Raw genomic sequence first — 24696 nt, 5'->3', positions numbered from 1 at the left:
AAGTATAGCGTCTCACCACGTGTGAGTAAAGATTAATTTCAATCATTTTTACGGTCAAAATGTCATATATTGAATCAATTCAAACCAATTCGGGCTTGTCCTGCCTAAACCGATAACTACCCTAATAAAAGCTAAGGAGGGATACCAAGATGTCCTGGAAAACAGCGCTCTATAATTACGTTCATGCGAAAAATCAGGCTGAGCTTGAAGGCTCATCTGCACCCTTGGAAGCATTTGTCTTGGACAGCGCTTATGTACGGAAACAGGATGTCAAGGTACGAAGGCTCTTGAACAGTTACCGAGATCGCGATGCTAAGCTGCTGCGGGGCGAAACAAAGCTTCGTCTGCTGGGCGTTAAGGAATTGCCTTATGGCATTATTGCGGATATCCAGCTGCATCGATTTTTGACCTATCAAATTGGTTCCAAAGAACATCAAGAGGAGCGCATAGAGTCAGAACGCGTGATTATTGAGAATGGAGCTTCTACCTGGAAGGTCCAAAGTGCGGAGCCATTACAAGGCGAAAGGTCGCATCCCAGCCGGGGGCGCAGCTTCCATTTATCAGAGAATGAAACATTCATAAACACCAAGCGCAGCTCACCTTCTCTTCCTTATATCAATCCTAGTATACGCAATACGAGCAGTCTGGAATCCGTTCATCGCAAAATCATTTATAATCGCCCCAAAGCCGTCCAATATGCGGAAACTTGGTGGCAAACACCAAATCCGAGATACGAGTATTTTGAGGTAGATTGCACGAATTATGTGTCTCAATGCCTCTTTGCAGGCGGGGCTCCAATGGACTATACTGGGAAAAGGGATTCGGGTTGGTGGTATTCTGGGAAAAAAGGTCATCAAGAGCTCTGGAGCTTTAGTTGGGCTGTGGCCAATAGCTTACATCATTATTTTGAACGTCCCCACAACCATGGTTTGACAGGTACAATCATCGGCGACCCTCGGGATCTTCAGCCAGGGGATACCATTAGCTATGATTGGGATGGCGATGGTCGGTTTCAGCACAATACGTTTGTTATCGGAAAAGATGCCAATGGGATGCCGCTTGTTAATGCGCATACCTTTAATAGTCGCAATCGGTATTGGGCATATAAGGATTCCCCTGCTTGGTCGGAACGGACGAAATACGTGTTCATTCATGTTCCGGATGAAATGTAAGAAGGCATAGAAACTGTAAATACTAGACGGAGGTACGTAATGAGCCGCAAAATACGAATTGGACTAATTTATGGAGGGAAATCCGGCGAGCATGACGTGTCTTTGCAAACCGCATTGGCGGTTATGAAGGCTGTGGATTTCACGAAATATGAGATTACACCGTTTTATATATCGAAAAAAGGGGAGTGGAGAAGCGGTGCACCCCTTCTAGGGCCTGCCCAAACCAAGGAAGCGCTGACCTTCAGCACGGACGATGCTAGCACGCCTGCATCCAATGCCTTGGCGCCGATTTTCGGCGGCATCCAAACGAAGGGCGATGTGGCTGTTTCTTCTATTACTTCAGCTGGTGCTGAGGATCTCGGATTAGATGTCGTGTTCCCGCTTTTACACGGCACATTCGGTGAAGATGGTACGATTCAAGGGCTTTTGGAAATGGCGAATATCCCTTATGTGGGAGCTGGCGTACTGGCTTCTGCGGTAGGCATGGATAAAGTCATGATGAAAAAGGTATTCGCGCAGGAAGGGCTTCCTCAGTGTATTTTCCGTCATTTTACCCGCACAGAGTGGGAGAAGAATCGCGCTTATCACCTTATGGAGCTGGAAACGGCAATCGGTTATCCGTGTTTCGTAAAGCCGGCTAACTTAGGCTCAAGCGTTGGGATCTCCAAAGCGAGGAATCAAGAAGAGCTGATCGCGGCGGTTGCTTTCGCCTTTCAATATGATCGCAAAGTTATTATTGAAGAAAACATTGATGCTCGCGAAATCGAAGTTGCCGTTCTGGGGAATGATGAGCCTATCGCTTCTGTTGTTGGTGAGATCGTATCTTCGAATGAATTTTACGATTATAAAGCCAAATATCTAGACGGTAAATCGGCAATGATTATCCCTGCTGAGATCTCCCAAGAGATATCAGATGAGGTCAGAGCGTTGGCGCTCCGTGCATTCTTGGCGGTAGATGGCAGCGGCTTGTCGCGTGTGGACTTTTTCCTAGGCAAAGCCGATCAGAAAATCTATATCAATGAAATCAATACGATGCCGGGCTTCACGCCGTTCAGCATGTATCCATTGCTATGGCAAGAGACAGGTAAACCATATAAAGAGCTGCTGGATGATCTCATTCGTCTGGCACTTGAGCGACATGCAGCTAAACAAAATATCCAATATTCTTTCGATGCGGAGTAGATGAGCCATGGGTTTTCAAACGGAATTCAATTCAGTTTGTAAGTTTAAGTCCGAGCAGGAGCTCTATGAGCTGCTGGAGTATGGCCGCGGCAAAATGGTAAAGAGCGGCTTCCGAGTGTTTCCAACAGGTCAGAAGGTCATCGCGTACACGCCTGAGAACCAGGCGATCGCCATCGTACGCATTGTGGCCTCCATCGCGGAAATCAATTTCCAAGGTGAAGAAGTCACGCAGGTGGAGATGGAGCTGATTCGTCAATTGACGGAGGAAGAAGCTCGCATTCAGACCTCGCTTGCGTTCGAGATGTTTTTCGGGGAACAGGCTTAAGATGTAATGATATAGAGAAGCACCGTCCTTTTTTTTGGCGGTGCTTTTTATAATTCTATGCGGTCTCGGTTGTCCCTTTCGAACAGAGTGCTAGCTTCATATAATAGCTAAACCGAAGCGTTTGCAATCCAGCTGGTATACTTGCACGTATTGAGATTAAATACGAGCACTAATTGTTTCTCAAGAAGTACAAAGGCCCTTATGACGTTCTTGAACGTCGAAGGGCCTTTTGTACTTGATCGTTGTATGTGCATCTATTTGCTAGGGCAATCTATTTGTGAGAAGCAACCATACAAATCCATTTGGGAACGAACCTGGAGGTTAACCGAACATGCTCATTCGCCTCGGATACGTGGCCATGTCCACCGTGGTTAAGAATGCTTCCCCGTCCAAGACGATGACGGCAACAAATTTTAGTAAGCTGCTCGATCACGAGGCAGCCATTCGTAAGCTAGAGCGAATCGGCGCTGAAAATTTATTTAACACACTCCGCCTACTTAAACATAATCGCGCTCATGATATCATGGTGTTCCGATTTTCATCCCGTTTTATCCCGTTGATTGGTCATGAGATGCTGGGAGATTGGGATCCAATCCCGGCGCTAGCGGCTGAATTCGAAGAGCTTGGCAGCTATGCCAAGCTTAATCATATGCGTGTCAGCTTCCATCCGGATCACTTCACCGTGCTCAGCACCCCGAGGAAGGACGTGCTGCAGAAATCCATCGAAGATCTAGAACGTCACTCCGCCATGCTGAACGCCATGGGTCTTGGTATGGAGGCGATGTGCAACATCCATGTCGGCGGTTCTTATGGGGACAAAACAAAGTCAGCGAAGCGATTTGTCCACAACTTCAACTCCCTGCGTATCCCCATTCAACAACGAATCACGCTCGAAAATGACGACAAAACTTTCAACGCGCTAGAAACGCTTGAGATTGCCGAGGAAGTCGGTGCCCCGATGGTGCTTGACATTCATCATCACACGGTTAATAACAACGGCGAGGACGTCACGGAGCTATGGCCTCGCATTCAAGAGACGTGGCTAACACGCGCACGCTTGCATCTCGATGAGGCTTCAGCCACGCTCCCTCCGAAAATTCACGTTTCCAGCCCCAAAGGTGAATCAGAGCCGAGAAGTCACGCCGACTATGTGGAGGTTGGGCCCTTATTTACATTTCTCAAAGCAATAGCCCCAATCACACCGAAGCTGGATATCATGATTGAAGCGAAGATGAAGGATGGCGCCTTATTCAAGCTGATGGAGGACCTGAAGGGACAAGAAGGCGTCACAGCGCTCGATCAAGCATCGATTCAGCTGTAATCCCATATTTTGCTTGAATTGTTGGACAAAATGGGGTACTTTGAATGGTAGATCTAACGACTAACCATGCCATTGTGAGAGGGGCTTCTACGAACCATGAGTCAACTATTAAACGGAAAAAATATACTTGTAATGGGTGTTGCCAATGACCGCAGTATCGCTTGGGCCATTGCACAATCTTTAGCCGCACAAGGCGCTAATCTTGTGTTCACGTTCGAAAACGAGCGCGTTGAGGAACGCGTACGCAAGCTAGCAGACACGATTCCAGGCTCAACTTTGATGCCGTGTAACGTAACCGTTGATGCAGAGATCGATACCTTGGCATCCGCGCTTAAAGAGAAGTTCGGTGTGGTGCACGGGCTTGTACATAGTATTGCTTTTGCTAAAACAGAAGAACTCGACGGGCTGTACGTTGATACATCACGCGAAGGCTTTGCGCTTGCGCATGACATTAGCGCCTACTCCCTAGTAGCAGTTTCCAAACGTATTTACCCGCTAATGACCGAAGGCGGAAGTATCATGACAATGACGTACCTTGGCGCAGAGCGCGCAATGAAGAACTACAACGTCATGGGTGTTGCCAAAGCGGCACTTGAAGCGAGCGTTCGCTACTTGGCGGCAGATCTTGGTCAATTCGGCATTCGCGTGAACGGTATCTCAGCGGGTCCGATCCGTACCTTGGCTGCCAAAGGGATCAAGGATTTCAACTCCATCCTGCGTCAAGTCGAAGAGAAGGCTCCGCTCCGTAAAACAACAGATACAGCTGAAGTTGGCGACACGGCCATGTTCCTAATGAGCAACTTGTCCCGCGGCATCACTGGCGAAGTTATATATGTAGATGGCGGGTACCACATCGTTGGTATTTAAACAGAAGTATGAGACAAACAACCCTCAAGCCGCGGCTTGAGGGTTGTTCTGCGTGCGCCCGAGGGGGGGACTTCACATAAACTCCACATTGCACACGATAATTCATCTCATGAAAGAGGTGGTTGAAAGGCATAAATAACACCTAAAGTCCTATCGAAAATAGTCGTATTTTGTCTGTTTTTATACAATTATATTAGTGGGAGGAATAAAGAAATATAGCAATTACTCCGAAATTCTCCGATAGTTAACAACAGCTTGATTGGAATAAGATCGAAATTGAATGAAATTAACGCAATATAGAAGGACGGCAAGAAAAGCGCGATGAAAAACGCTAAAAATCGCAGGAGTCGCAAAAAAGTGGATACCATCCAACGGGTGCCATAATCATCGACATTCTGAAAAAAGGATGAAAACGATGCCGGTGCAATAAGGACACTTGGGGACCCGTCAACGATGGCCACAATTCTACCCTGTAATAGTTGGGAAGCGGCTGCATCCGGCCGCTCGGTTAATATAAATTGCGGAAAGGGAGAATACGGGTTGTCCTCAAAAAATTCTGCCAATTCTCCTGAATTAATAATAGAGTCCACAGACAACTGAGTAATACGGTCTTCCAATTCTTGAAGTATTTCTGGGTTCGCCACATCAGCCAAGTACATGAGTAAGATTTGGGTGTTCCCTCTAGCTCCGACCGTAAGCTTCTTGATCTTCAGTTCCCGGTTTGCAATATAGCGTCGAACCAAAGCAATGTTCTGTCCAGCCGTTTCAGTAAAGCCTTGATGAGCCCCCTTTAAGGAAGACTCAAGCTGAGGATCTTCGATCGCCCTTTGCGGCCATCCATGTGTATCCAGAGAAAGCGCGTCTGTGCGACCCTCAATAAACAAGATACTACTGCCTTGAAAAATTTCATTTTCGATTTTAAACCATTCCGTGAGCCATTGGATATTGCCGACCGACACCGGAATTTGAATTTCGCCTTCCATCGACTCACTAGTAGCCGACTTTTGAAGCAACGGCTTAAGTATATTGTTATTAATAGCGTTCAAATCTGAGAGTCCGACCAAATAAATAAGCGCTGCCCGCTTTCCCGTTTGTTGTATGACAAATTCGCGAATAACCAAATCGGGCATTTGGGTAAAACGCGAGTTTAACTCCGCTAAATTGCGGGTAATATCGCTGCTAACTGACTCCGTTATCGGCAGATCGTTATTTGACGGATCCGTTGAGTTGGTTTTTTTTACTAAATAGACTTCTAATAGATAACATGCATCATCATCCTATAATTGCAACATTTGCTTATAGTGTTAGTTCATTAGTACCATTTTAATCCTGATGTTGCTTCTCTTTTGCGATCGTACCGATTCTCATGCAATGGACGGCAAGCTTTCATGTGAAAATGTACGAATAATTTAGGATGAAACGCACTAGTATTAGAAACGTATAATTTACTATACTTAACGTATTATCTAAATTAATGAAAAGAAAGAGTTGATATATATGGTACATGGTGAGACGGAAACCTTCGTAGTAGGAAGTAAAAGTTTTACAGCAGTAGCCATTAATACGGCAGCGAAAGCGGGTCAATGGATCAAGACGAAGCTCGGGGACATTAATCATGTAGGGACGAAGTTCTCTGCTCAAGACCTTGTGACAGAGGTTGATAAAGGCTCGGAAAAGCTGATTCGCAATCTCATTATGACCCATTTCCCAAACCACTCCATTCTTGGGGAGGAAGGCGTTGAACCAGGTCCTGAAGCGTCGGCCAAAGCGCTGCAAGAGATGAGTGACGAAGAGTATCTCTGGATCGTAGATCCGATCGATGGGACAACGAACTTCGTACACGGTTTTCCTTTCTACTCCGTATCCATTGCGCTTGCGCACAAGGGTGAAGTGATCGTAGGGGTTGTATACGACCCGTCACGCGACGAGCTTTTTGTAGCGGAGAAAGGGAAAGGCGCCTACATGCACGGCAAGAAGACAGAGGTCTCCGAGGAGGAGACACTGCTCACCAGTTTAATTGCCACGGGGTTCCCGGCTGATCGCGATGGAGCTTTGCCAATTAATCTGAAGGGTGTTGGGGCGCTATCGCCCAAAGTACGCAACATTCGAGTAGCAGGCTCTGCTGCGCTGCATTTGGCTTATGTGGCTGCTGGGCGTCTTAGCGGCTTTTGGGAAATTGGTCTGAATGCCTGGGACATTGCAGCAGGTGCCTTGATCATTCAAGAGTCAGGCGGCCGTGTGACGGATACGGAAGGCAAGCCGTATCATTTGGGTGTCCGTAACGTATTGGCGTCGAATGGGCGCATTCACGAGGAGTTTCAGCATGAGCTAGCTGTGGCTGAGGCGACGGGGCTATAGAAATAATCCAACCTCTTGCATGATCGTTCCTTGTGGAATGATTGTACGAGAGGTTTTTTCCTCTATTTGGAAACGGCGCAACGCTTGGTAAAAGTCTGGTGAAATCCGTTCAAATCCACTATAATATGAGATATCTCTTTATTTAAGCGTTTCAATTAACAGGACACGCGAGTCGTGATCGGAATGGATGGAGTGCTTCTATGTTGATAAATACAGGATCAGGACCAGATATTATTACGTTTGGCGAAACAATGGCATTGCTAATGCCTTCAGGCGGTAAGGGTTTGGAGTATTCTTCTGAGCTGCATAGCCTTTTTGGCGGTGCAGAGAGCAATGTGGCGATCGGGATTTCACGTCTTGGCGGCAGCGTAGGCTGGTTTGGCAGGCTGGGGAAGGACCCGCTAGGTCGTATGATTTTCAAAAAAATCCGAGGTGAAGGCGTCGATGTTTCTCGCGCGGAGTTGACCGCAGAGGCGCCAACAGGGCTTATGATGCGTGAAGTGATGATGGGCAAAACGTCCGTCTACTACTACCGCAAAAACTCGGCAGCAAGTCAGATGAGCCCGAGCCATTTGGATGAGGCGTACATCGCTGGGGCTAAGCTATTGCATATTACCGGTATCACACCGGCGTTAAGTGAGTCGTGTAGAGCTGCAGCTTTCGAAGCCGTTCGCATGGCACGTAAGCATGGTGTGAAGGTTAGCTTTGATCCGAATTTGCGCTTAAAGCTGTGGAATATCGAAGAGGCACGTCCAGTGCTGCTAGAGCTTGCGAAGCTGTGCGATATTTTCTTGCCAGGCTTGGATGAGCTGAAGCTGCTGTACCAAACAGAAGACTGGGATGTCATTGTGAGCAAGCTGCGCGAGTTGTCGGCCGTATCCATCGTCAAAGGTGGAGAAGATGTGACGTACGTCGTAACAGCTGATACCATTACGACGGTGCCTTACTTCAAAGCAGAGCAAGTCATTGATACCGTGGGTGCGGGCGATGGGTTTTGCGCGGGCTTTTTGGTTGGCGTGCTGAAGGCGTATGAGTACCCAGAGGCAGTTCGCATCGGTAATTTGGTGGGCTCCATGATCGTGCAGACAGAAGGCGACTGGGAAGGCGCTCCGACGTGGGAGCAAGTGGAAGCGGTACTTAACAATATTAAACATATAGAACGTTAAACAAGCACAGACATAGAAGGGAAGATGATTGTGAAAAAACTTCAATTACTTCAGCAAATTACAAATGAGGGTGTTGTTGCCGTCCTACGCGGCGATACTCCAGAAGAAGTCGTCGAAATGGCGGATCAAGCCATCGCCGGCGGTATTAAAGTCATCGAAGTCACGATGACTGTACCATTCGCGCTGCGCGCGATCGAGGAGCTTGCGAAGCGCTACTCGAGCACAGCGAAGGACGCGTCTAAGTACGCGATTATCGGGGTGGGCACAGCCCTAGACCCCGAAACGGCGCGTGCCGCGATCCTTAGCGGGGCCGAGTTCGTTGTCGGCCCGTCCTTGAACCCGAACACGGTTACGCTGTGTAACCGGTATCGTGTACCCATCATGCCAGGGTGCATGACGATTGCTGATATCCAAGCCGCGCTGGAGCTTGGCGTAGATATTGTAAAGCTCTTCCCGGGTAATCTGTACTCCCCGGCGATGATTAAGGCCATTAAAGGTCCGCTGCCACAGGCGAACATTATGCCTACTGGCGGGGTGTCGCTGAGCAACCTCGGCGAATGGATCCAAGCCGGCGCAGTTGCTGTCGGCATCGGCTCCGATTTGACCAGCGAAGCGGTCAAAACAGGAAACTACAGCCTTGTAGCGAAGAAGGCTGCTCAATATATCGAAGCCTATCAAGCGGCTAAGAAGTAGGTATGGAAGTGCGCTCCGTCGAAATTAGGACGGAGCGTATTTTTATGCGCGGAAATGGAGGCATAGAAAATGAAGCAAGCTAGACTTTTGCTGAGGGTGGACAACCTGGAGGCTTCGTTAGCTTTTTATAGAAGCCAGCTAGGCTGGGAAGTGATAGAGCTTGCTGAAGAGGGTTATGCGGTCTTGCTGCGCATCGGCAGGACAGAAGATCATGCAGTGTTGATCGCTGAAGGAGAAGCGGATCGCTGGCTGCTACCAAATCACACATCCCCACAACCTGGGGGTCTTGTTTACATTGGCGTCCCTTCCGTGGCAGATATGGAGGCGAGCTTGCGCTCAAACGGCTATCAGGCTGCCATGACGATTCATGAAGAGCCAGGACATATTCGTGAGCTGCATGTGCCCACGATAGACGGGTACACTTTCGTGTACTGGGAGGAACTGTTTCCCTCCGAGGGGGACATCGTGCTGATGTTCGAAGCGGGATCGGTTGAGCTGGAGATGGCGATAGAAAGCTTATCTGAGTCACAACTCAGTCTCAAGGAACATCCAGACAAGTGGTCCATCCGCGAACATGTGTGCCATATAATTGATCTAGAGCTAATCGCCATGAACAAAGTGAAATTCGCGCTCGCCGAGCCTGGGCGAATGTACCAAGGAAGTTCTTTTCATCCAGACGATTGGCAGCGAGGATTAGCTTATGAGGAAAGACCGCTTACGAATGAAATGCTTTTATTCCGTGCCGCCAGAGGGCATATTCTTGGCCTGTGCAAACATCTACCTAGTGCGCTGGAAAGAACCATCCGCACGTCCACAAGAGAAGAAAGTGTTGCTCAATTGCTGAAAATGATGGCCGGCCACGCGAACCATCACATACGTGCTATATGGCGTACCCGCGAAAAGCATGGCTGCTAGAGGCGACTCGGCTACTGTGCTGCGTTACCAGTACTATCCCCATGACTCGTCAGACACTATCAAGATGCCTGCCGTCCTGAGTGAGGGAAAGTGTCCATAGCTCAGCCCAGAGCACTATCCCGAACATCTCGATTACACAAAGAACCCGAAGACCTAGTTTCCGTAGAAACGGGTCGAACGGGCTCTTTGTGTTGGTCCCTCTAACGTGTGGGAGGAGAGGGGGGCTTATTTACCACATTAGAAAGTATAAGTTTTCGGTTCCCGAAAACATCTTTCTAATTGGCGATAAAACTTTCCTCTAAACGCGGTCGCTCATCATTGAATGGCCTCGATAGAGGTTTTCTCACTTCTGGTTTTCCGCGTCATACTCGCTGGCGAATTCCGCCAGGGCTTTCACCTTACCATGTGGTGGATGTTGAGCTTGTTTACGACCCTTCCATGCAGCTTCTTCGCGGCGTTTTGAGTGGCTCATCGCTAAAAACCTCCTCTGGCATGCGGATGGTGTTGCACTAATAAAATGCGATAGATGAGCTTATTTTATGCAAGGTATGAACCATCACTTGCAAAAAAAGCTCCACCTGACCAATGAAGGTCGGGTGGAGCTTGTTACAGAGATCCTATTCCGTAGCAACGGATTGGTCAGCTTGCATGTTGACCGGGGAGATACGGATGAAGTTAGCTTCAAGATTGCTTAGCAAACCTTCGATTTTAGCTGCGGCTTCCGATTGACCGGAGTTCGCAAGCTCAGCGTGGTAAGCTGTGAGCAATTCGGTAAGATCTTTTTTACTTTGAAGGCCGATCGGCTCAAGTTTAACTTTAGCGCCTTTAGCAATACGTCGTTCGATGGCTGCTTGATCAAGACCCATTTCTGGCACGAGACGTTGGTAGATAACCCCACCAGTCATACCGGCACAGATCCATGGACCTGGATCGCCCATAACAACGGCACGGCCGTTTGTCATGTACTCGAACGCGAAGCCTTTGAGGTTCGCACGTGCTGCTAGACCACCAAGCTCATCTTGCAAAGGTGTCGTGATTTCGCCGCCGAATACAACGTCAGCACCGGAGAAACGGATACATGCACGTGTATCTGCGCTGCCTTGGATCAAGAACAAACCTTTTTGAGCGCCGTAACCGAATGATTTACCAACGCTGCCGTTGATGAAGGTGTTGTTATGGCCAAGCGACTTCACGATGGCAACTTTACCACCGAAGGCCATTTTACCAAGACCATCTTCAGCTCCGCCGTGAACAGTAATGTTCACACCACGTGCGTTGAATGCGGCAAGACCGTTACCAGGAACGGAACCGTCAATCAAGTTAAGAGCAACAGCTGGAAGTTCATCGTAGCTGCCGTCGAAACGGTCTCTTACACGATGGCTAGAATAACGAGTTCCTAGAATACGGGACTCGGCGTCCACTTTGGACCAGTTACGAACGACAGGAGCATCGAACGATACGGAATCCGGGAAGAATTCCAAACCTTCTGCACCAGCCGCGATACGGATATCAGACGAAACTGCTGCTTCTTCAGCCGCTCTTGTCTCTTCAGAGATGAACTGAAGTGGAGCTGGACGAAGAATATCGGATAGATCAATTCGTTCAATGTGGCTGATTTGTTCCAAAAGATCGGAACGGCCAACGAGTTCTTGTAAGCTTGAGAAACCAAGGGAAGCAACGACTTCACGTACTTCTTCACCAATACCACCAAACAATCGAACCAAGCTGTCTACAGCCACATCGAATTGACGAGGTACGAAACGGCGAAGACCTTTTTCTTCGGCTTCTTCCATGGAATCGATTTGAGTCGCGATACCCACGTGACAAGTGTCCAAGTGACAACCACGACATGTTGTACAACCAATGGATTGCATGGCGATACTACCAAATCCTGCACGGTTCGCACCGAGCAATACCATTTTAACAACGTCAGCGCCTGATTTCAGACCGCCATCGGACCATAGCTCAACGCGGTGACGAAGACCAGCTTCAATCAAAGCAACGTGAGCAAGCTTCGTACCGATCTCGGTAGGAAGACCAACGTGCGTCAAGGAGTGAATACGAGCCGCACCTGTACCGCCGTCGAAACCGGAAAGGGTAATCACGTCAGCGCCAGCTTTAGCAACACCAACCGCAATCGTTCCGATACCAGGAACAACTGGGATTTTAACGATGATTTTGGCTTTACGTCCGCTGCCTTCTTTAAGCTCGGAAATGATTTGCGCCAAATCCTCGATCGAGTAAATATCGTGGTTGTTGGATGGCGAGATCAGGTCTGAACCGATTGTAGCGTTACGTGCTTCAGCGATTTTAGCTGTTACTTTGGATCCTGGTAAGTGACCGCCTTCACCTGGCTTTGCCCCTTGACCGATCTTGATCTCAAGGAAAGCTACTGCGTTAGCAAGCTCAATGTTAACACCGAAACGTCCGGAAGCGACTTGCGCTCCACGCGTTTTTTTGTAACGGCCAAGCATATCTTTAATCTCTCCGCCCTCGCCGTTCATGGTTACCATGTTCAGGCGTTCGCCGGCTTCAGCGTAGGCACGGAAAGCTGTTTCATTTTGTGAACCGAAGGACATGGAAGAAATCAACATCGGCAAAGAGTGACCGCCAATGGAGATATCAACTTGCGACGGATCGAGCGGCTGACGGCCATCGCTAATTGCTTTGAAGCCCGCAATGTGACGAATGGAAATCGGGTTCTTCTTCTCTTCTTCACGCAGCTTGTCGCGGTAGTCGCTGTAAGGAGCAGCTCCTGAAGCAGCATCGCCTAGTGCTTTCCACATACGTTGGAAGAAACGGAAGTTTTTCGCTGCTTTCGCTTTCGGATTCGTGTAGTCCGCATAACGTGCTTCTGCTTGAGCTTCAAGCTCTACAAAGCCAGTTCCTGCTTTTTCACTACCCAGGTAGTTCACGATATCCAGTACCTCGGATACTTCCGGGTGGAAGCCGATGGAGGAGAAGAAACGTGTGTACCCGCGAAGCTCGTGCGTTCCGATTGTTGAAATGACTTTTTCAAGCCCTTTCGTTAGAGCCGCGTACACTTTACGTGCTGCTGCTGCCTGGCCTTCTTTGTCAGAAGCCGTGGAGAACAACAAGTAAGGTGAAATGACATCGGCACCTAGACCACAAGCTACAGCAATATCATGCAGGCTGCGAATCGCAGCTGAACGAAGAATCAGCGTAACATGACGGCGCAGGTTGTCGCCGAAACCAAGCTTTTCCGCACGAAGTGCGATGTCGATTTTGGAAACGACAAGGTGCGGATCCAGCCACAAACGGTCATTTTGGTGAGCTTCTGAATCATCTAAGACGAGAAGAACAGCGCCATTACGTGCAGCGGAAATCGCATCTTCAGCAAGTTTAGCCAAGCCATCCTTCAGAGAAGTTCCTCTTGCGAATGTTGTGGATAGAACAGCGACTTTGTTATCACCTTGCGCACGGAATTGTGCAAGCAATTGCTCCAAAGATGGTTGGGACAAGTGCTCTTCGCTGCCAACACCGTTCGTTCCTTCAAGAACTAGCGGAGTAAGAAGCTCAAGACGAAGGTTGCTATCCACCTGTGCGAATACAGGTAGACGAGCTCCAGCGATAACACGTGTTGAGAAATGCTCCATTTCACGGTCACGGTCAATGGCAGGGTTTGTTACAACGGCAACACTTTCTTTAATGAAATCTGGCACGTTCTGACGTTCCCATGCAAGCGCTGCGTGAGGTGAATCATGACCGAGTGAACGAATCGGCTCAGCGCCAGTTTCGGACATGGATTCAATGTGTGAAATACCGTCACGATCCCAACCAAATGCGCTATAAACTTGATCTGTTGTAACAATATTCTCATTAAGCTCGGCTTCTGTATTCGTTTGAGCAGGGTTCAAATAAGAGCGGAGACCGCCCAAATTCACACGCTTGCTTACACGCTCATACACCAAGGTTTGAACTTCGTGATAAGGAATCACTTGAATGTGCTCGCCTGGTGTCAGAACAACACCGACTTTTTCGCCTGGAGCGATTGGCTTCGGATCAGCAACCATTTCGCCAACTGTAATAACACCTTGCTCAGATGAGAAGTATAGGGACGTGTCACTTTCAACCATCCATACAGGACGAAGACCTAGCGCATCAACGCTGAAAATACACTCGTTACCGTAACGGGAAACGATACCCGCTGGACCTTGAGCAAAGTGGCCCCATACTTGACGGTAGTACACATATAGATCTTGAAGTTCCGGACGGAACTGTTTCATTTCATTAATAATAGGAGGGAATACCAATTCCATCGCTTCGAAAAGGGACAATCCAAAACGGTGAATGAACGTCTCAATCGTTCTGTTCATGTCTTGGGAGTCGGAGCCGCCGCTAACAAGCGGAACGCCAACCATGTCAGCTTCAAGACGAAGTTTCTTTACCGTGTTAATTTCACCGTTGTGTCCAAGAAGGGAGAACGGTTGAACGCGGAAGAAGCTGGACAATGTATTTGTTGAATAACGATTATGACCGATCGTAACTTGGGACGCAAATAAAGGATCACGCAAGTCGTTAAAATATTTAGGAAGGATGCTTGCTGCACCTAGTACTTTGTAGGCAGAGGTCACATTGCTAAGTGTAGCAACATGGACGTTGTAACGATCTTCAATCGCAATATGCAGCTCATAAAGGTGATCGGCAACTTGACCTTCCGTCTTGTTGGAGATCCCTGCAATTTGCCAGAACGTTGGCTCATCGAGCAAACCGTTAGCGCCTAGCGAACCGCTGTCAACGAGGTTTTCTTGCTCAAGAATAATGGATACATCATGGGAGGCAAAAAGCTCACGAATGCCGTTTTGAATCTCAGTAACAGTCAAATCCAACTTGCGTGGAACAAAGATATGTCCAACAGAAAAACGGTTGTCATAAGCAAGCTTGCCGTCCAGACCCGCATCTGTTAATTTCTTTTCCCAGAGAGTACGTGGAATGTCTGTTAGAATACCGCAACCATCGCCTTCACCATTGATAAATCCTGAACGATGTTCCATTTTAACAAGGGCATCAATCGTTTTTTGGATGTTATCACGGGAAGGGTGACCATTCTTTTCAATAATACAAATAATACCGCAGCTGTCGTGTTCGGTTCCTAGTAGATCTTGAAAACGGCCTTCATTACGCATAATTTCATTCATTGCTCTGGTCAGTCGCCTGACCGTCACCTCCCATACATAATTAAACTCCTCTTGCTTACGCTTCTTGCATTCTGGCGCCGATGAGCCTGCCAGTTTTCACTTTTTAGGGGGGAAATCCACAATATGCCTAAAACCGAAATATGCATGTTTGTGTATAAAAATGCAATATAACTGAATATCATGCCAATTTACAGGAGATATAACTCTTAAAATACGGCATAAATCGACTCATAGGAAAGTAAGGCACCGCACACAAAAATCCGTGTAGTATTTGTAAATCATGCCCTAACTTTCTAGGAAAATACTGTGTAATCAAGCCGTTTCGCTAAAAGGGTAAAAGTAATCTTAGAATAGCATGAAAAACTTCATCCGACAATACTTGCAAACGCAAATCACGAATGTAAGCGTTACCTTTTTTGTATATTGGTGAATAAAACCAAAAATTCTAACAACTCATGTAAGGGTGGAAAGACGAACGAACTATAATCCTAATAGGATCATAGTTCGTTTTTGGGACAATCAGCGTGTTTTCATCACTTTGAAAGCGCGATCTACGGCCTCGAGCGTTTGGGCAATATCTTCATCCGTATGGGCAATCGTCATGAACCAAGCTTCGTATTTCGAAGGCGCAAGATTGATGCCTTGCTCCAGCATAAGTCGGAAGAAATCGGCGAAGCGATCGCCGTCCGTATCCTGCGCTTCATCATAGTTGGTGATCGGATGATCACAGAAGTGCGTAGAGAAGGCGCCGCCGATGCGGTTCAGCGTCAAGGCAATGCCATGGCGGGCGGCGGATTCTGCGATGCCTTGTGAAAGGCGTGTGCCAAGCTGTTCGAGCTTGGCGTATACTCCCGGCTGCTGGAGCACCTCCAAGCAGGCGATGCCGGCGGAGATGGAGGCGGGGTTCCCCGCCATCGTGCCGGCTTGATAAGCAGGTCCGAGCGGAGCGACCTGCTCCATCACTTCCTTGCGGCCCCCGTAGGCCCCGATCGGCAGCCCGCCTCCGATCACTTTACCGAGGGCCGTCAGGTCCGGCTCCACGGCGGCGAAGCGCGCCGCCGCCTCGGTAGAGCCTCCCTCTAGAATAGGGAGGCCTTCATAGGTCTGTGCTGATCCGTAATGGAATCGGAACGCCGTGATCACCTCGTCGTAGATGACGAGGGCACCGTGTTTGCGAGCAGCCGCGCATAGCTGCTCAAGGTAACCGGCATGAGGCATTACCATGCCGAAGTTGCCGACGATGGGCTCCACCATCACCGCGGCGATCTCTTCACCCCAGCGCGCAAGCGCGGTCTCTAGTGCCGGAATATCATTGAACGGCACGGTGATGACCTCATGCGCGATGCTCGCCGGCACCCCAGCACTATCTGGTATGCCCAGTGTGGACGGCCCGGAGCCGGCCGCCACGAGCACGAGATCCGAGTGGCCGTGGTAGCACCCGGCGAACTTAATGATCTTGGTGCGCTTCGTGAACGCGCGCGCCACGCGGATCGTCGTCATCACGGCCTCAGTGCCGGAGTTGACGAAGCGCACTTTGTCGAGCGAGGGAATCGCCGACTTCAGCATCTTAGCGAACTCGATCTCGAGTTCGGTCGGGGTGCCGTACAGCGTGCCGTTCTGTGCGGCACGGTAAATCGCCTCGGTCACGTGCGGATGCGCGTGACCGGTAATGATCGGGCCATAGGCGGCGAGGTAGTCAATGAAGCGATTCCCGTCTACGTCCCAGAAGTGTGCGCCTTGCGCACGCTTCATGAAGACGGGCGCGCCGCCGCCAACGGCTTTGAATGAGCGGGAGGGGGAGTTGACCCCGCCGACGATGTGTTTAAGTGCTTCTTGATAGAGGAGCTCGGATTGCTTGCGTTCCATGGGGAGTATCATTCCTTTATATGTAGTAGTTTTTGAATTTGTTGAATTTTCATGCGCGATGACGTTCCCTTTCAAGAGGGGACATGGTCTGACTTTGTGTATGCATGCACCTTCATTTCACCGCACTGACATTTTACAAATGACAATTTTCCACTTTTGTCACTCGCAATTATTACGTTTCGCAATACACCGCCTCGGACAGCAAGTCAGAGTCAATAACCCATAGGCATATTCATGCGCTTGAGCGCTCACACAAAAAATAAGAGTGGATACCCACTCTTATTATCCGTAACTTACTTCATCGTTTTCCCTGTCACCTTCGGCGTTGGCGAAGGTGAAGGCTTGGTTGGACCTGAATCGGCGTCCGCCTTACCAGCGAAAAGTTCTTTAATATATTGCTGGAGCTTCAATTTATCCGCTGTAATCACCGAAGCGCCGCGGATCGTTCTTTCCATGAGCAGGTCCGAAGGCGGAAGCTGCGATGATACGATCCCATCTGCTTTGGCTTCATAGCCAAGACTTCCGAGCTTGAGCATGTCCGTTACACTGAGATTCGTATCGATATAAGGATCGATTGCATTCAGAATGCGCGGCAGCTTGATTATAGATGACGTTGATTGCATTTTACTCGCAACAGCTGTCAGGAACTTCCGTTGTCTCTCTGTTCGGGAGAAATCGGATAACGCATCATGTCGGAAGCGAACATATTGCAGGGCTGTTTTGCCATCCAGATGCTGCTGCCCCTTTTTCAAATTAATATCATACACATGATCATCTTCGGAGTCGGAATATTTCATATCCTTCTCGACCTCAATATCAATACCGCCTACCGCATCAATCAAGGCGATGAAGCCTTTGAAATCTGTATATACATAATATTGAACAGGAATGCCGAGCAGATCACTGACGGTTTTCATAGCCAAATTCGGACCGCCCGTCGTAATCGCGGTGTTAATCCGGTCTTCGCCTTCGCCAGGGATTTTCACGTACGTATCCCGCAGAATTGAGAATAGATAAGCCTTCTTCGTGACAGGATCGATAGAGGCGAGCATAATGCTGTCCGAACGCGGCAGCTCATTCTTCACCATGCCGCGAGAATCGCCGCCTAAGAGCAAAATGTTCACGCGCTGCTTGCCTTCCCATTTGGGTGGCGTGTACTTATCTCCTTTTTCCTTTACGGTGTCGGGAATAAAGCCTGCACTTCCGGTCCCTTTCGTACTATCTGATTTATGCGAGATATTATTTGCGAAGCTGTAGATAGAGTAAGAATAATAGCCTGCGACTACGAATAGAAGCATAACGATCAGGAGCATGGTCCGTTTGAAGATTTTCATACAAGTTAAGCTCCTCTCAAGGGTAAAATTCAACGTGATTTAAGGGGTAATACAAGAAAAGTTAATCTGTACTTTTTTTATTTTCCACATAGGTAAGTATAAGGTTTCGGTATACGAAATCTGCTTCCTATTGGCGATAAAACCTACATCTAAACGCGGTCGCACATCATTGAATTACATCGATATAGGTTTTCTCACAGAATTGGGTTATCATGAGCATGTCGTATGGTTGTGAAAAACGTCATTATGATCCATATTATAGATGCTACGAAACTTCGATAGCAAGTTATGACGAATGTTGCCGTAATCTGTAACCGAGACGACAAAGTCAGGGGGAAAGACGCATGTTAGCTATAGATGTTCAAATGCTTCGCAAAGAATTCCAAGTTCAGCAAAGCCGCGGTGGCCTCAAAGGTGCCGTACAAGATTTATTCAAGAGAGAGTATAAGCAAATCACAGCTGTGAAGGACATCAGCTTTCAGATTCCTAAAGGCGAAATTTGTGGATATATTGGTGAAAATGGTGCTGGAAAGTCAACGACGATCAAGATGCTGACGGGTATTCTTGTACCCACATCCGGTCATATCAAGGTGAATGGCTATGTGCCTTTCAAAGAGCGTGAGAAATTCGTAGCTGGGATCGGTGTTGTTTTCGGTCAACGCAGCCAGCTTTGGTGGGACATTGGAGTAGTGGAGTCGTTCCAGCTGCTCAAAAAGGTGTATCGTGTCTCCGAAGCTGATTACAAGAAACGTCTTGACGAGCTCGTAGATCGTTTGCAGCTTTCTGAGCTCCTTTCACGACCTGTCCGTAAACTCAGCTTAGGTCAGCGGATGCGTTGTGAATTAGCAGCTTCACTGCTGCATAATCCTGAAATCGTATTTCTCGATGAGCCGACCATTGGTCTCGACATCGTTGTGAAAACAGAAATTCGCGAATTTCTGAAGTCACTCAATCAGCGTTATGAAACAACCATCTTGCTGACAACGCACGATTTGCAGGACATCGAGGCATTGTGCTCCCGTGTTATTATGCTAGATGACGGCCGAATTATTTATGATGGCGGTCTGGAAGAGTTGAAAGCCAGATGGGGCAAGGGCAAAGAAGTTGTGCTACAGTTTGAGCACCCTACAACATTAGCCCGTCTCCAAGAGTTGACTCTCGGCTTAGATGTAGCTTGGCAGCTAGACAATGAGCTTTCCGCCAAAGTGTTCATCCCTTATGAAAGAGCGAACATCTCGGAGGTGCTAAGCCGCGTCGTTGGTGTGCTCCAAATCCAAGATATTAAGATTAATGAAACGAATACCGACGATATCGTCCGTGAAATTTATAAATCAGGCTCCGCCGAAGTAAAACGCTTGGATATCGATCAGCCAGAGGGAGTCACGACCCATGCATAGAGCTTATATAGAAGTCATACGCATGCGATTTCTCATGATGCTCGCTTATCGGGTGAATTATTACAGCGGGATTCTGATTTATGCGATTAATATTGGTTCCTACTATTTCGTCTATAAAGCGATATACGGAGACCAAGCAGTCATCGGAGGCCTTACACTGGGCCAAATGACCACCTATGTGGCGATTTCCTGGATGGGCCGCGCTTTTTACTTCAATAACTTAGATCGTGAAATAGCGAATGAGATTCGGGATGGCAGCGTAGCGATTCAGTTCATCCGGCCGTACAATTATATTTTTGTTAAAATGATGCAGGGCTTAGGTGAAGGTATTTTTCGCCTGCTGCTCTTCACGACACCTGGCATGATCTTTATTTGGCTTCTGCTTCCGATTCAGTTCCCAACAGATCCAAGCTTGTGGGTCATCTACTTAGTGATGTTGTTCTTCAGCTTCCTGATTAATACGCAGTTGAATATCATTACGGGCTTGTTTGCCTTCTTTCTCGAAAATAATGAAGGCCTCATGCGGATGAAACGCGTAGCGGTTGACCTTTTTTCAGGGCTCATTATTCCGATTTCCTTTTTCCCAGGATGGTCCGAATCCATTCTCGAGTGGCTGCCATTTCAGGCGATAACATACTTGCCTAGTGCAGTGTTTACTGGCAAAGTTACGGGCAATGCCATACTCCACAACTTTGGCGTACAAGTACTGTGGTTCTTGCTCTTAATTATACCGATCTATGTATTGTGGGTTAAATCCAAAACACGTTTATTCGTACAGGGAGGGTAAAACATGTTTTATATCACCCTCATTTTCGACTATTTCAAAAACTACATGAAAACAAGGCTCACCTACCGATCCGATTTTTGGATTGAAGTGCTGTCCGACTTGTTATTCAATGGGTTGAATCTATTCTTCATTCTTGTCGTCTTTCTGCAAACGCAATCGCTTGGCGGCTGGAATCAAGAACAAATTTTGTTCATCTACGGTTATTTTATGATCCCCTATGGTATATTTATTTCCTTTTTTAATCTGTGGGGCTTTAGCGAGCGCTACATTGTCAAAGGGGAAATGGACCGTATCTTAACGCGGCCTGCTTATAATCTGTGGCAACTCATGCTCGAAAATCTCGATCCAGCCTCCATGTTCAGTGCGTTGGCAGGCTTGATTGTCATGATCTACTCCTGGGTACAGCTCGACCTGCCGTTTCATTGGCATGATCCGCTGATCTTCATCGTGATGGTGGTGGGCTCGATCCTCATCTATGCAGGGGTGTATATCTCGCTGACGTCATTAGCTTTCTTCTCTGATGCGCCAACGGGTATCTTGCCATTGATATGGAACATTCAGAACTATGGGCGTTATCCAGCGACGATTTATAATAAACTATTGCGAAGTATTCTAACGTGGATTCTACCGTTTGCGTTCGTTGGCTTCTATCCAGCCGCGTATTTCATTGATCCGGAAAACTGGAAATGGTTCGCACTGCTCACCCCTGTGGTTGGCATCACGTTTAGTGCGCTGGGCATTACGGTTTGGAATATTGGCGTCAAGCGGTATCGCGGCGCAGGTTCATAAAAAAGTGAGAGCCGGTCCCAGGGTTGAAATCAACCTTGTGGACCGGCTCTTTTTCACGCTGTAAGTGTGAAAAACATCACTCACTATCAGTAGGAGGTTCAGCCGTGGCTTCAGCAGGAAGCTCTAAGTTCGAGGGTGGCTGCACATTAGTAACGGTCGACACCCGTTGCTTCGGCGCTTTTTTCGCCTTCGAGCAGGTCAAATCATACTTCCGGCCATTGGCTCTGCCGAAACGGACTATTTTCTGGATAATCGATTTGTCCTCCAACTTGGTGAAGGGACAAGGATCAGGCCGCGTGTTGACCTCGAGAATCCATGGCTTCAGCTTGTGATCGACGGCAATATCAATGCCGAGCTCATTCATGGCAGGATAGGCGCGCCCTAATTGAACGGAGGTCAAATGGGCGATTTGTTCCATTTTATGCATAAGAATAGATGTTGCATCTACCCCGAATTGGGGTTCCAAGAGGTCATAGGGACTGTAGATGGTGCCGCCTTGACTGCCGTTGGTTACGGCCTTCTGCGGATGAGCAACACGGGCAGCAGTCCCTGTACATACCCATTTCCCTGCAGGGCTGCGCTGAATCATGACCCGGAAATCGAAGGGGTTTCCCTCATGCTTAAGCACATGGATCCCCTTCTGAATGAGATAACGCTTGGTGCTGCATCGGTGCAGGAGGGATTGATACAGTTTCTCGAACGTCGGAAAACGATAAATGTTCACGCCATTTTGATAGCGGTAGGTGTTCCCCCTTTTCTCAACGCGCATAACGCCTATACCGAGGGAACCGATGTCGGGTTTAATGTAGAGCATACCGTGCTGGGTGAGCATGGCAAATAATCGATTTCGACTAAAGGGATGCGTAGTTGGCACATGCTGGCGCAGCTTCGCACTCCGAAGCGTGACGCGTGTTTTAATCCATTTGCTTGAAACGGCCTTGAGTGAACTTGTCATGGGTACGATCCTTTCTCTAGCGAGCATGTCGTTTCATTATTCCATATGATATGAGTGCTTGCGGAGGCAGGTGAACACGGATTCCAGTTTGTAAATCAGGAATAGAGAACGATGGGCAGGAAGGGCGCATAGGATATGTAGTCAGGTGTATTTGGGATCAGGTTTAGTTCGTACTGCCGAAAGGAGGAACCGCACGTCCATGCACATGAAAGAAGTAATACAAAGGATGAAACATCAATTTCCGTGGTTGCTGCCAGGGCACGTGCAAGAAGCTTCGTTGGATCAAGAAGAGCTGGCAGTGCTTCCTACACTACCGCTTGTGTCAGCCGGGATCTTGGAATCGTACTACTACATTGATACCAATCCATGCCTACCCCGCGCGGAGATGAATCGGTATCAGACGTCAGGCACGAGCTCCAAGCGACGTAAGACGATTTTTTATTCCCCATCGGACGAAGAAGCTTATTTGCGAATCAAACTGGACGTTTTCCGCAACATTCTGGCAGGCGCGAGTTACCGAACCGCGATGGCAGACATGGGTACAGGGCATGCGGAGGCAACGGCAGTTGAGGTATTTCGTGAGCTCGGTATGGAGGTAGAATCAGTATCCTTTCGGCTGCCGATCGAGCAGCATATTGAACGGCTTCAAAGCTTTAGACCCGAAGTGCTGTATACGATGCCGTCCATTTTGGATCGGATTTTGCAAGCGTCGGAGGATCCTGCAGGCTATGGCATCCAACATGTCATTCTGGTTGGCGAGATTGCTTCGCCAGGCTGGAGGCAGCGTATAGCTGAAAGGTTAGGCATTGCAGCAACGTGTGTCACCGATACGTACGGCTCCATCGAGATAGGGACAATTGCTTATTTTTCCCACGAGCATTGCAGGTATTTGTTTACGGAGGGCATCGTTGCAGAGGGCATCAAAGCGGAGTTATTAGGTGCTGATATGGAGCCGCTGCCAGATGAGCTGGAGCAGGTGTTGGTCCTCACCTCAACGGTAAGGGACTCATTCCCAGCGCTGCGTTATGTCACCTATGACGTCGTACGAGATTTGAGAGCTATTGATGTAGATGGCGTTCCTACGCAGAGCTTTCAGAGCATCGTAAAACGCATTGGGCCTGACCTGAAACACGGTGAGAAAATCAGTATTTATGACATCGAGGATGTCGTCTATCGTCACCTTCGCGAAGCAAGCGTTCGTGTGCAGGTTAGCGGCAACACTTTAACTGTGTATGTCTATACCGCGCTAGCAACGCCAGCCGTTCTGGACTGCATTCGTGCGGATGTGGAGAGCCATATACCAGCTATAGGAATGATGATTAAGTCCCAGCTTTTAGAAGGCATTCAAGTTATCGGGGGCACCTTTGAGGATTCACAAACCAACACCTCCGTGAAAAATAAAAAGATTTTTTACACGTAAAGGAGGGGAAGCGAATGGAGCTTGAAGGAGGTATTGTCCACGCGATCGGACGTACGCCGCTGATTCGGCTGTCTCGCTTGTTTAAGGATCAACCCTTTGAGGTATATGGCAAAATGGAGTGGATGAACCCTGGCGGCAGCGCGAAGGATCGTCCTGCCTTGTTTATGCTGCGGGAAGCGATACGTCGAGGCGAGGTGAACAGTGAGAGTGTCATCGTAGAGTCTAGCTCTGGCAACCTGGCCATCAGTCTGGCCCAACTCTGCCGATATCTTGGGCTTCGCTTCATCTGTGTAGTTGATCCTCGTACGACGCAGCAGCATTTGCAGATTATCCGCAGCTTTCATGGGGAAATCGACCTCGTTTCCGTGCCGGATGAGGCAACGGGTGAGTTTTTGCCGGCCCGTATACGGCGTGTAGCTGAGCTGGTTCGGCAAATCCCGAACGCCTACTGGACGAACCAGTACGGTAGCCCAGACAACGCGCTGGCCCATAGCGAGACAACGATGCGGGAAATTGGCGAGCAGTTAGGTGCAGTCGATTATTTATTTTGCGGAGTAAGCTCGTGTGGCACGATTCGAGGTTGTATGGACTATATCCGCAGTCGCGGATGGTCGACACAGATCGTGGCGGTGGATGCCGAGGGCAGTGTTATTTTTGGCGGGGAAAAAGGTTCGAGAAAATTCCCTGGACTAGGCGCAGGCATCACGCCAGGCTTGCATCGGCATGATGTTGCGGATCGGGTCATGTACGTATCCGACAGGGATTGCGTAGAAGGCTGCCGCGCCTTAGTGCGGGAAGAAGCGGTCCTGGCTGGCGCCTCTTCAGGCGGCGTGATCTCGGCGATCCGCAGAATGAGCAGCGCCATTCCTGCGGGAGCGGTTTGCGCAGCGATTTTGCCAGATCGGGGAGAGCGGTATTTGCGTACTGTGTATAACGATGAATGGGTACAGAGTGAGTTAGGTTATACACCGAGTAACTAGCATGGGAGAC

The 24696-nt window shown here is 48.6% G+C and carries 20 protein-coding genes; 14 read left to right on the top strand and 6 right to left on the bottom strand.

Annotation, left to right across the window (positions count from 1 at the left end; genetic code table 11):
- The first annotated feature begins 149 nt into the window (after positions 1 to 149).
- The 5 genes from AC58PQ_RS14345 (at position 150) to fabI (ending at position 4867) form a co-directional block, all read left to right on the top strand.
- Complete coding sequence (locus AC58PQ_RS14345; RefSeq protein WP_497242600.1) at positions 150 to 1172, top strand: amidase domain-containing protein; 1023 nt, start codon at positions 150 to 152, stop codon at positions 1170 to 1172.
- Positions 1173 to 1211: 39 nt separating this feature from the next.
- On the top strand, positions 1212 to 2354 hold the full coding sequence (locus tag AC58PQ_RS14340) for a D-alanine--D-alanine ligase (RefSeq protein WP_497242599.1): 1143 nt from the start codon (positions 1212 to 1214) through the stop codon (positions 2352 to 2354).
- Positions 2355 to 2361: 7 nt separating this feature from the next.
- Entirely contained in the window at positions 2362 to 2679 is a 318-nt protein-coding gene (locus AC58PQ_RS14335; RefSeq protein WP_497242598.1) for a hypothetical protein, read from the top strand.
- A gap of 331 nt (positions 2680 to 3010) precedes the next feature.
- Positions 3011 to 4000 carry a UV DNA damage repair endonuclease UvsE gene (gene uvsE, locus AC58PQ_RS14330; protein ID WP_497242597.1) on the top strand — a complete coding sequence of 330 codons (990 nt, stop codon included), beginning with the start codon at positions 3011 to 3013 and terminating at the stop codon, positions 3998 to 4000.
- Between the two features lie 96 nt (positions 4001 to 4096).
- Positions 4097 to 4867 carry an enoyl-ACP reductase FabI gene (gene fabI / locus AC58PQ_RS14325; RefSeq protein ID WP_497242596.1) on the top strand — a complete coding sequence of 257 codons (771 nt, stop codon included), beginning with the start codon at positions 4097 to 4099 and terminating at the stop codon, positions 4865 to 4867.
- Between the two features lie 188 nt (positions 4868 to 5055).
- Here fabI and AC58PQ_RS14320 read toward each other — a convergent pair whose 3' ends face one another.
- A complete protein-coding gene (locus tag AC58PQ_RS14320) occupies positions 5056 to 5997 on the bottom strand; it encodes a spore germination protein (RefSeq protein ID WP_497242595.1) in 942 nt (313 codons plus the stop codon).
- A gap of 367 nt (positions 5998 to 6364) precedes the next feature.
- Between AC58PQ_RS14320 and AC58PQ_RS14315 the strand changes: the two genes are divergently transcribed.
- From AC58PQ_RS14315 to AC58PQ_RS14300, 4 genes are all read left to right on the top strand, one after another.
- Positions 6365 to 7225, top strand: coding sequence for an inositol monophosphatase family protein (locus AC58PQ_RS14315; RefSeq protein ID WP_497242594.1), 861 nt, complete (start codon positions 6365 to 6367; stop codon positions 7223 to 7225).
- A gap of 200 nt (positions 7226 to 7425) precedes the next feature.
- Positions 7426 to 8391 (top strand): sugar kinase, encoded by a 966-nt coding sequence (locus AC58PQ_RS14310; protein ID WP_497242593.1) that lies wholly within the window; start codon positions 7426 to 7428, stop codon positions 8389 to 8391.
- 30 nt (positions 8392 to 8421) lie between these two features.
- Positions 8422 to 9084, top strand: coding sequence for a bifunctional 2-keto-4-hydroxyglutarate aldolase/2-keto-3-deoxy-6-phosphogluconate aldolase (locus AC58PQ_RS14305; RefSeq protein ID WP_477589232.1), 663 nt, complete (start codon positions 8422 to 8424; stop codon positions 9082 to 9084).
- A gap of 69 nt (positions 9085 to 9153) precedes the next feature.
- Positions 9154 to 9999, top strand: a complete 846-nt coding sequence (locus AC58PQ_RS14300; protein WP_497242592.1) for a DinB family protein — start codon at positions 9154 to 9156, stop codon at positions 9997 to 9999.
- Between the two features lie 343 nt (positions 10000 to 10342).
- Here AC58PQ_RS14300 and AC58PQ_RS14295 read toward each other — a convergent pair whose 3' ends face one another.
- The 4 genes from AC58PQ_RS14295 to AC58PQ_RS14280 form a co-directional block, all read right to left on the bottom strand.
- The gene (locus tag AC58PQ_RS14295) at positions 10343 to 10471 is read right to left on the bottom strand and encodes a DUF6254 family protein (RefSeq protein WP_477589236.1); all 129 of its coding nucleotides are present in this window, start codon (positions 10469 to 10471) and stop codon (positions 10343 to 10345) included.
- A gap of 145 nt (positions 10472 to 10616) precedes the next feature.
- Complete coding sequence (locus AC58PQ_RS14290) at positions 10617 to 15158, bottom strand: glutamate synthase-related protein (protein WP_497242591.1); 4542 nt, start codon at positions 15156 to 15158, stop codon at positions 10617 to 10619.
- A gap of 519 nt (positions 15159 to 15677) precedes the next feature.
- Positions 15678 to 17024: a glutamate-1-semialdehyde 2,1-aminomutase gene (locus AC58PQ_RS14285; RefSeq protein WP_497242590.1), complete on the bottom strand. Its 1347-nt coding sequence runs from the start codon at positions 17022 to 17024 to the stop codon at positions 15678 to 15680.
- A gap of 293 nt (positions 17025 to 17317) precedes the next feature.
- Positions 17318 to 18358 carry an LCP family protein gene (locus AC58PQ_RS14280; RefSeq protein WP_497242589.1) on the bottom strand — a complete coding sequence of 347 codons (1041 nt, stop codon included), beginning with the start codon at positions 18356 to 18358 and terminating at the stop codon, positions 17318 to 17320.
- Between the two features lie 344 nt (positions 18359 to 18702).
- Here AC58PQ_RS14280 and AC58PQ_RS14275 point away from each other — a divergent pair, with 344 nt between their 5' ends.
- Genes AC58PQ_RS14275 through AC58PQ_RS14265 form a run of 3 tightly spaced genes read left to right on the top strand, consistent with a single transcriptional unit; the run spans position 18703 to position 21331 of the window.
- Positions 18703 to 19755, top strand: coding sequence for an ABC transporter ATP-binding protein (locus AC58PQ_RS14275; RefSeq protein WP_497242588.1), 1053 nt, complete (start codon positions 18703 to 18705; stop codon positions 19753 to 19755).
- Entirely contained in the window at positions 19748 to 20542 is a 795-nt protein-coding gene (locus tag AC58PQ_RS14270; protein ID WP_497242587.1) for an ABC transporter permease, read from the top strand. The genes AC58PQ_RS14275 and AC58PQ_RS14270 overlap by 8 nt, the downstream gene beginning before the upstream one ends.
- A gap of 3 nt (positions 20543 to 20545) precedes the next feature.
- Entirely contained in the window at positions 20546 to 21331 is a 786-nt protein-coding gene (locus AC58PQ_RS14265) for an ABC transporter permease (RefSeq protein ID WP_497242586.1), read from the top strand.
- Positions 21332 to 21407: 76 nt separating this feature from the next.
- Here AC58PQ_RS14265 and AC58PQ_RS14260 read toward each other — a convergent pair whose 3' ends face one another.
- Positions 21408 to 22286 (bottom strand): YheC/YheD family protein, encoded by an 879-nt coding sequence (locus AC58PQ_RS14260; RefSeq protein WP_497242585.1) that lies wholly within the window; start codon positions 22284 to 22286, stop codon positions 21408 to 21410.
- A gap of 226 nt (positions 22287 to 22512) precedes the next feature.
- Between AC58PQ_RS14260 and AC58PQ_RS14255 the strand changes: the two genes are divergently transcribed.
- Positions 22513 to 23706, top strand: a complete 1194-nt coding sequence (locus AC58PQ_RS14255; protein ID WP_497242584.1) for a phenylacetate--CoA ligase family protein — start codon at positions 22513 to 22515, stop codon at positions 23704 to 23706.
- A gap of 14 nt (positions 23707 to 23720) precedes the next feature.
- The gene (gene sbnA / locus AC58PQ_RS14250) at positions 23721 to 24686 is read left to right on the top strand and encodes a 2,3-diaminopropionate biosynthesis protein SbnA (protein WP_497242583.1); all 966 of its coding nucleotides are present in this window, start codon (positions 23721 to 23723) and stop codon (positions 24684 to 24686) included.
- The last annotated feature ends 10 nt before the right edge of the window (positions 24687 to 24696 follow it).

It is taken from the genome of Paenibacillus sp. J22P143 (assembly GCF_059692035.1).
This window is presented reverse-complemented; position numbering and strand designations above follow the sequence as displayed.

What these genes read in the sequence shown, in the direction of transcription:
- AC58PQ_RS14345 (WP_497242600.1), top strand. Translation starts at nt 150, where the DNA reads ATGTCCTGGAAAACAGCGCTCTATAATTACGTTCATGCGAAAAATCAG.
- AC58PQ_RS14340 (WP_497242599.1), top strand. Translation starts at nt 1,212, where the DNA reads ATGAGCCGCAAAATACGAATTGGACTAATTTATGGAGGGAAATCCGGC.
- AC58PQ_RS14335 (WP_497242598.1), top strand. Translation starts at nt 2,362, where the DNA reads ATGGGTTTTCAAACGGAATTCAATTCAGTTTGTAAGTTTAAGTCCGAG.
- uvsE (WP_497242597.1), top strand. Translation starts at nt 3,011, where the DNA reads ATGCTCATTCGCCTCGGATACGTGGCCATGTCCACCGTGGTTAAGAAT.
- fabI (WP_497242596.1), top strand. Translation starts at nt 4,097, where the DNA reads ATGAGTCAACTATTAAACGGAAAAAATATACTTGTAATGGGTGTTGCC.
- AC58PQ_RS14320 (WP_497242595.1), bottom strand. Translation starts at nt 5,997, where the DNA reads ATGCCCGATTTGGTTATTCGCGAATTTGTCATACAACAAACGGGAAAG.
- AC58PQ_RS14315 (WP_497242594.1), top strand. Translation starts at nt 6,365, where the DNA reads ATGGTACATGGTGAGACGGAAACCTTCGTAGTAGGAAGTAAAAGTTTT.
- AC58PQ_RS14310 (WP_497242593.1), top strand. Translation starts at nt 7,426, where the DNA reads ATGTTGATAAATACAGGATCAGGACCAGATATTATTACGTTTGGCGAA.
- AC58PQ_RS14300 (WP_497242592.1), top strand. Translation starts at nt 9,154, where the DNA reads ATGAAGCAAGCTAGACTTTTGCTGAGGGTGGACAACCTGGAGGCTTCG.
- AC58PQ_RS14295 (WP_477589236.1), bottom strand. Translation starts at nt 10,471, where the DNA reads ATGAGCCACTCAAAACGCCGCGAAGAAGCTGCATGGAAGGGTCGTAAA.
- AC58PQ_RS14290 (WP_497242591.1), bottom strand. Translation starts at nt 15,158, where the DNA reads ATGAATGAAATTATGCGTAATGAAGGCCGTTTTCAAGATCTACTAGGA.
- AC58PQ_RS14285 (WP_497242590.1), bottom strand. Translation starts at nt 17,024, where the DNA reads ATGGAACGCAAGCAATCCGAGCTCCTCTATCAAGAAGCACTTAAACAC.
- AC58PQ_RS14280 (WP_497242589.1), bottom strand. Translation starts at nt 18,358, where the DNA reads ATGAAAATCTTCAAACGGACCATGCTCCTGATCGTTATGCTTCTATTC.
- AC58PQ_RS14275 (WP_497242588.1), top strand. Translation starts at nt 18,703, where the DNA reads ATGTTAGCTATAGATGTTCAAATGCTTCGCAAAGAATTCCAAGTTCAG.
- AC58PQ_RS14270 (WP_497242587.1), top strand. Translation starts at nt 19,748, where the DNA reads ATGCATAGAGCTTATATAGAAGTCATACGCATGCGATTTCTCATGATG.
- AC58PQ_RS14265 (WP_497242586.1), top strand. Translation starts at nt 20,546, where the DNA reads ATGTTTTATATCACCCTCATTTTCGACTATTTCAAAAACTACATGAAA.
- AC58PQ_RS14260 (WP_497242585.1), bottom strand. Translation starts at nt 22,286, where the DNA reads ATGACAAGTTCACTCAAGGCCGTTTCAAGCAAATGGATTAAAACACGC.
- AC58PQ_RS14255 (WP_497242584.1), top strand. Translation starts at nt 22,513, where the DNA reads ATGAAACATCAATTTCCGTGGTTGCTGCCAGGGCACGTGCAAGAAGCT.
- sbnA (WP_497242583.1), top strand. Translation starts at nt 23,721, where the DNA reads ATGGAGCTTGAAGGAGGTATTGTCCACGCGATCGGACGTACGCCGCTG.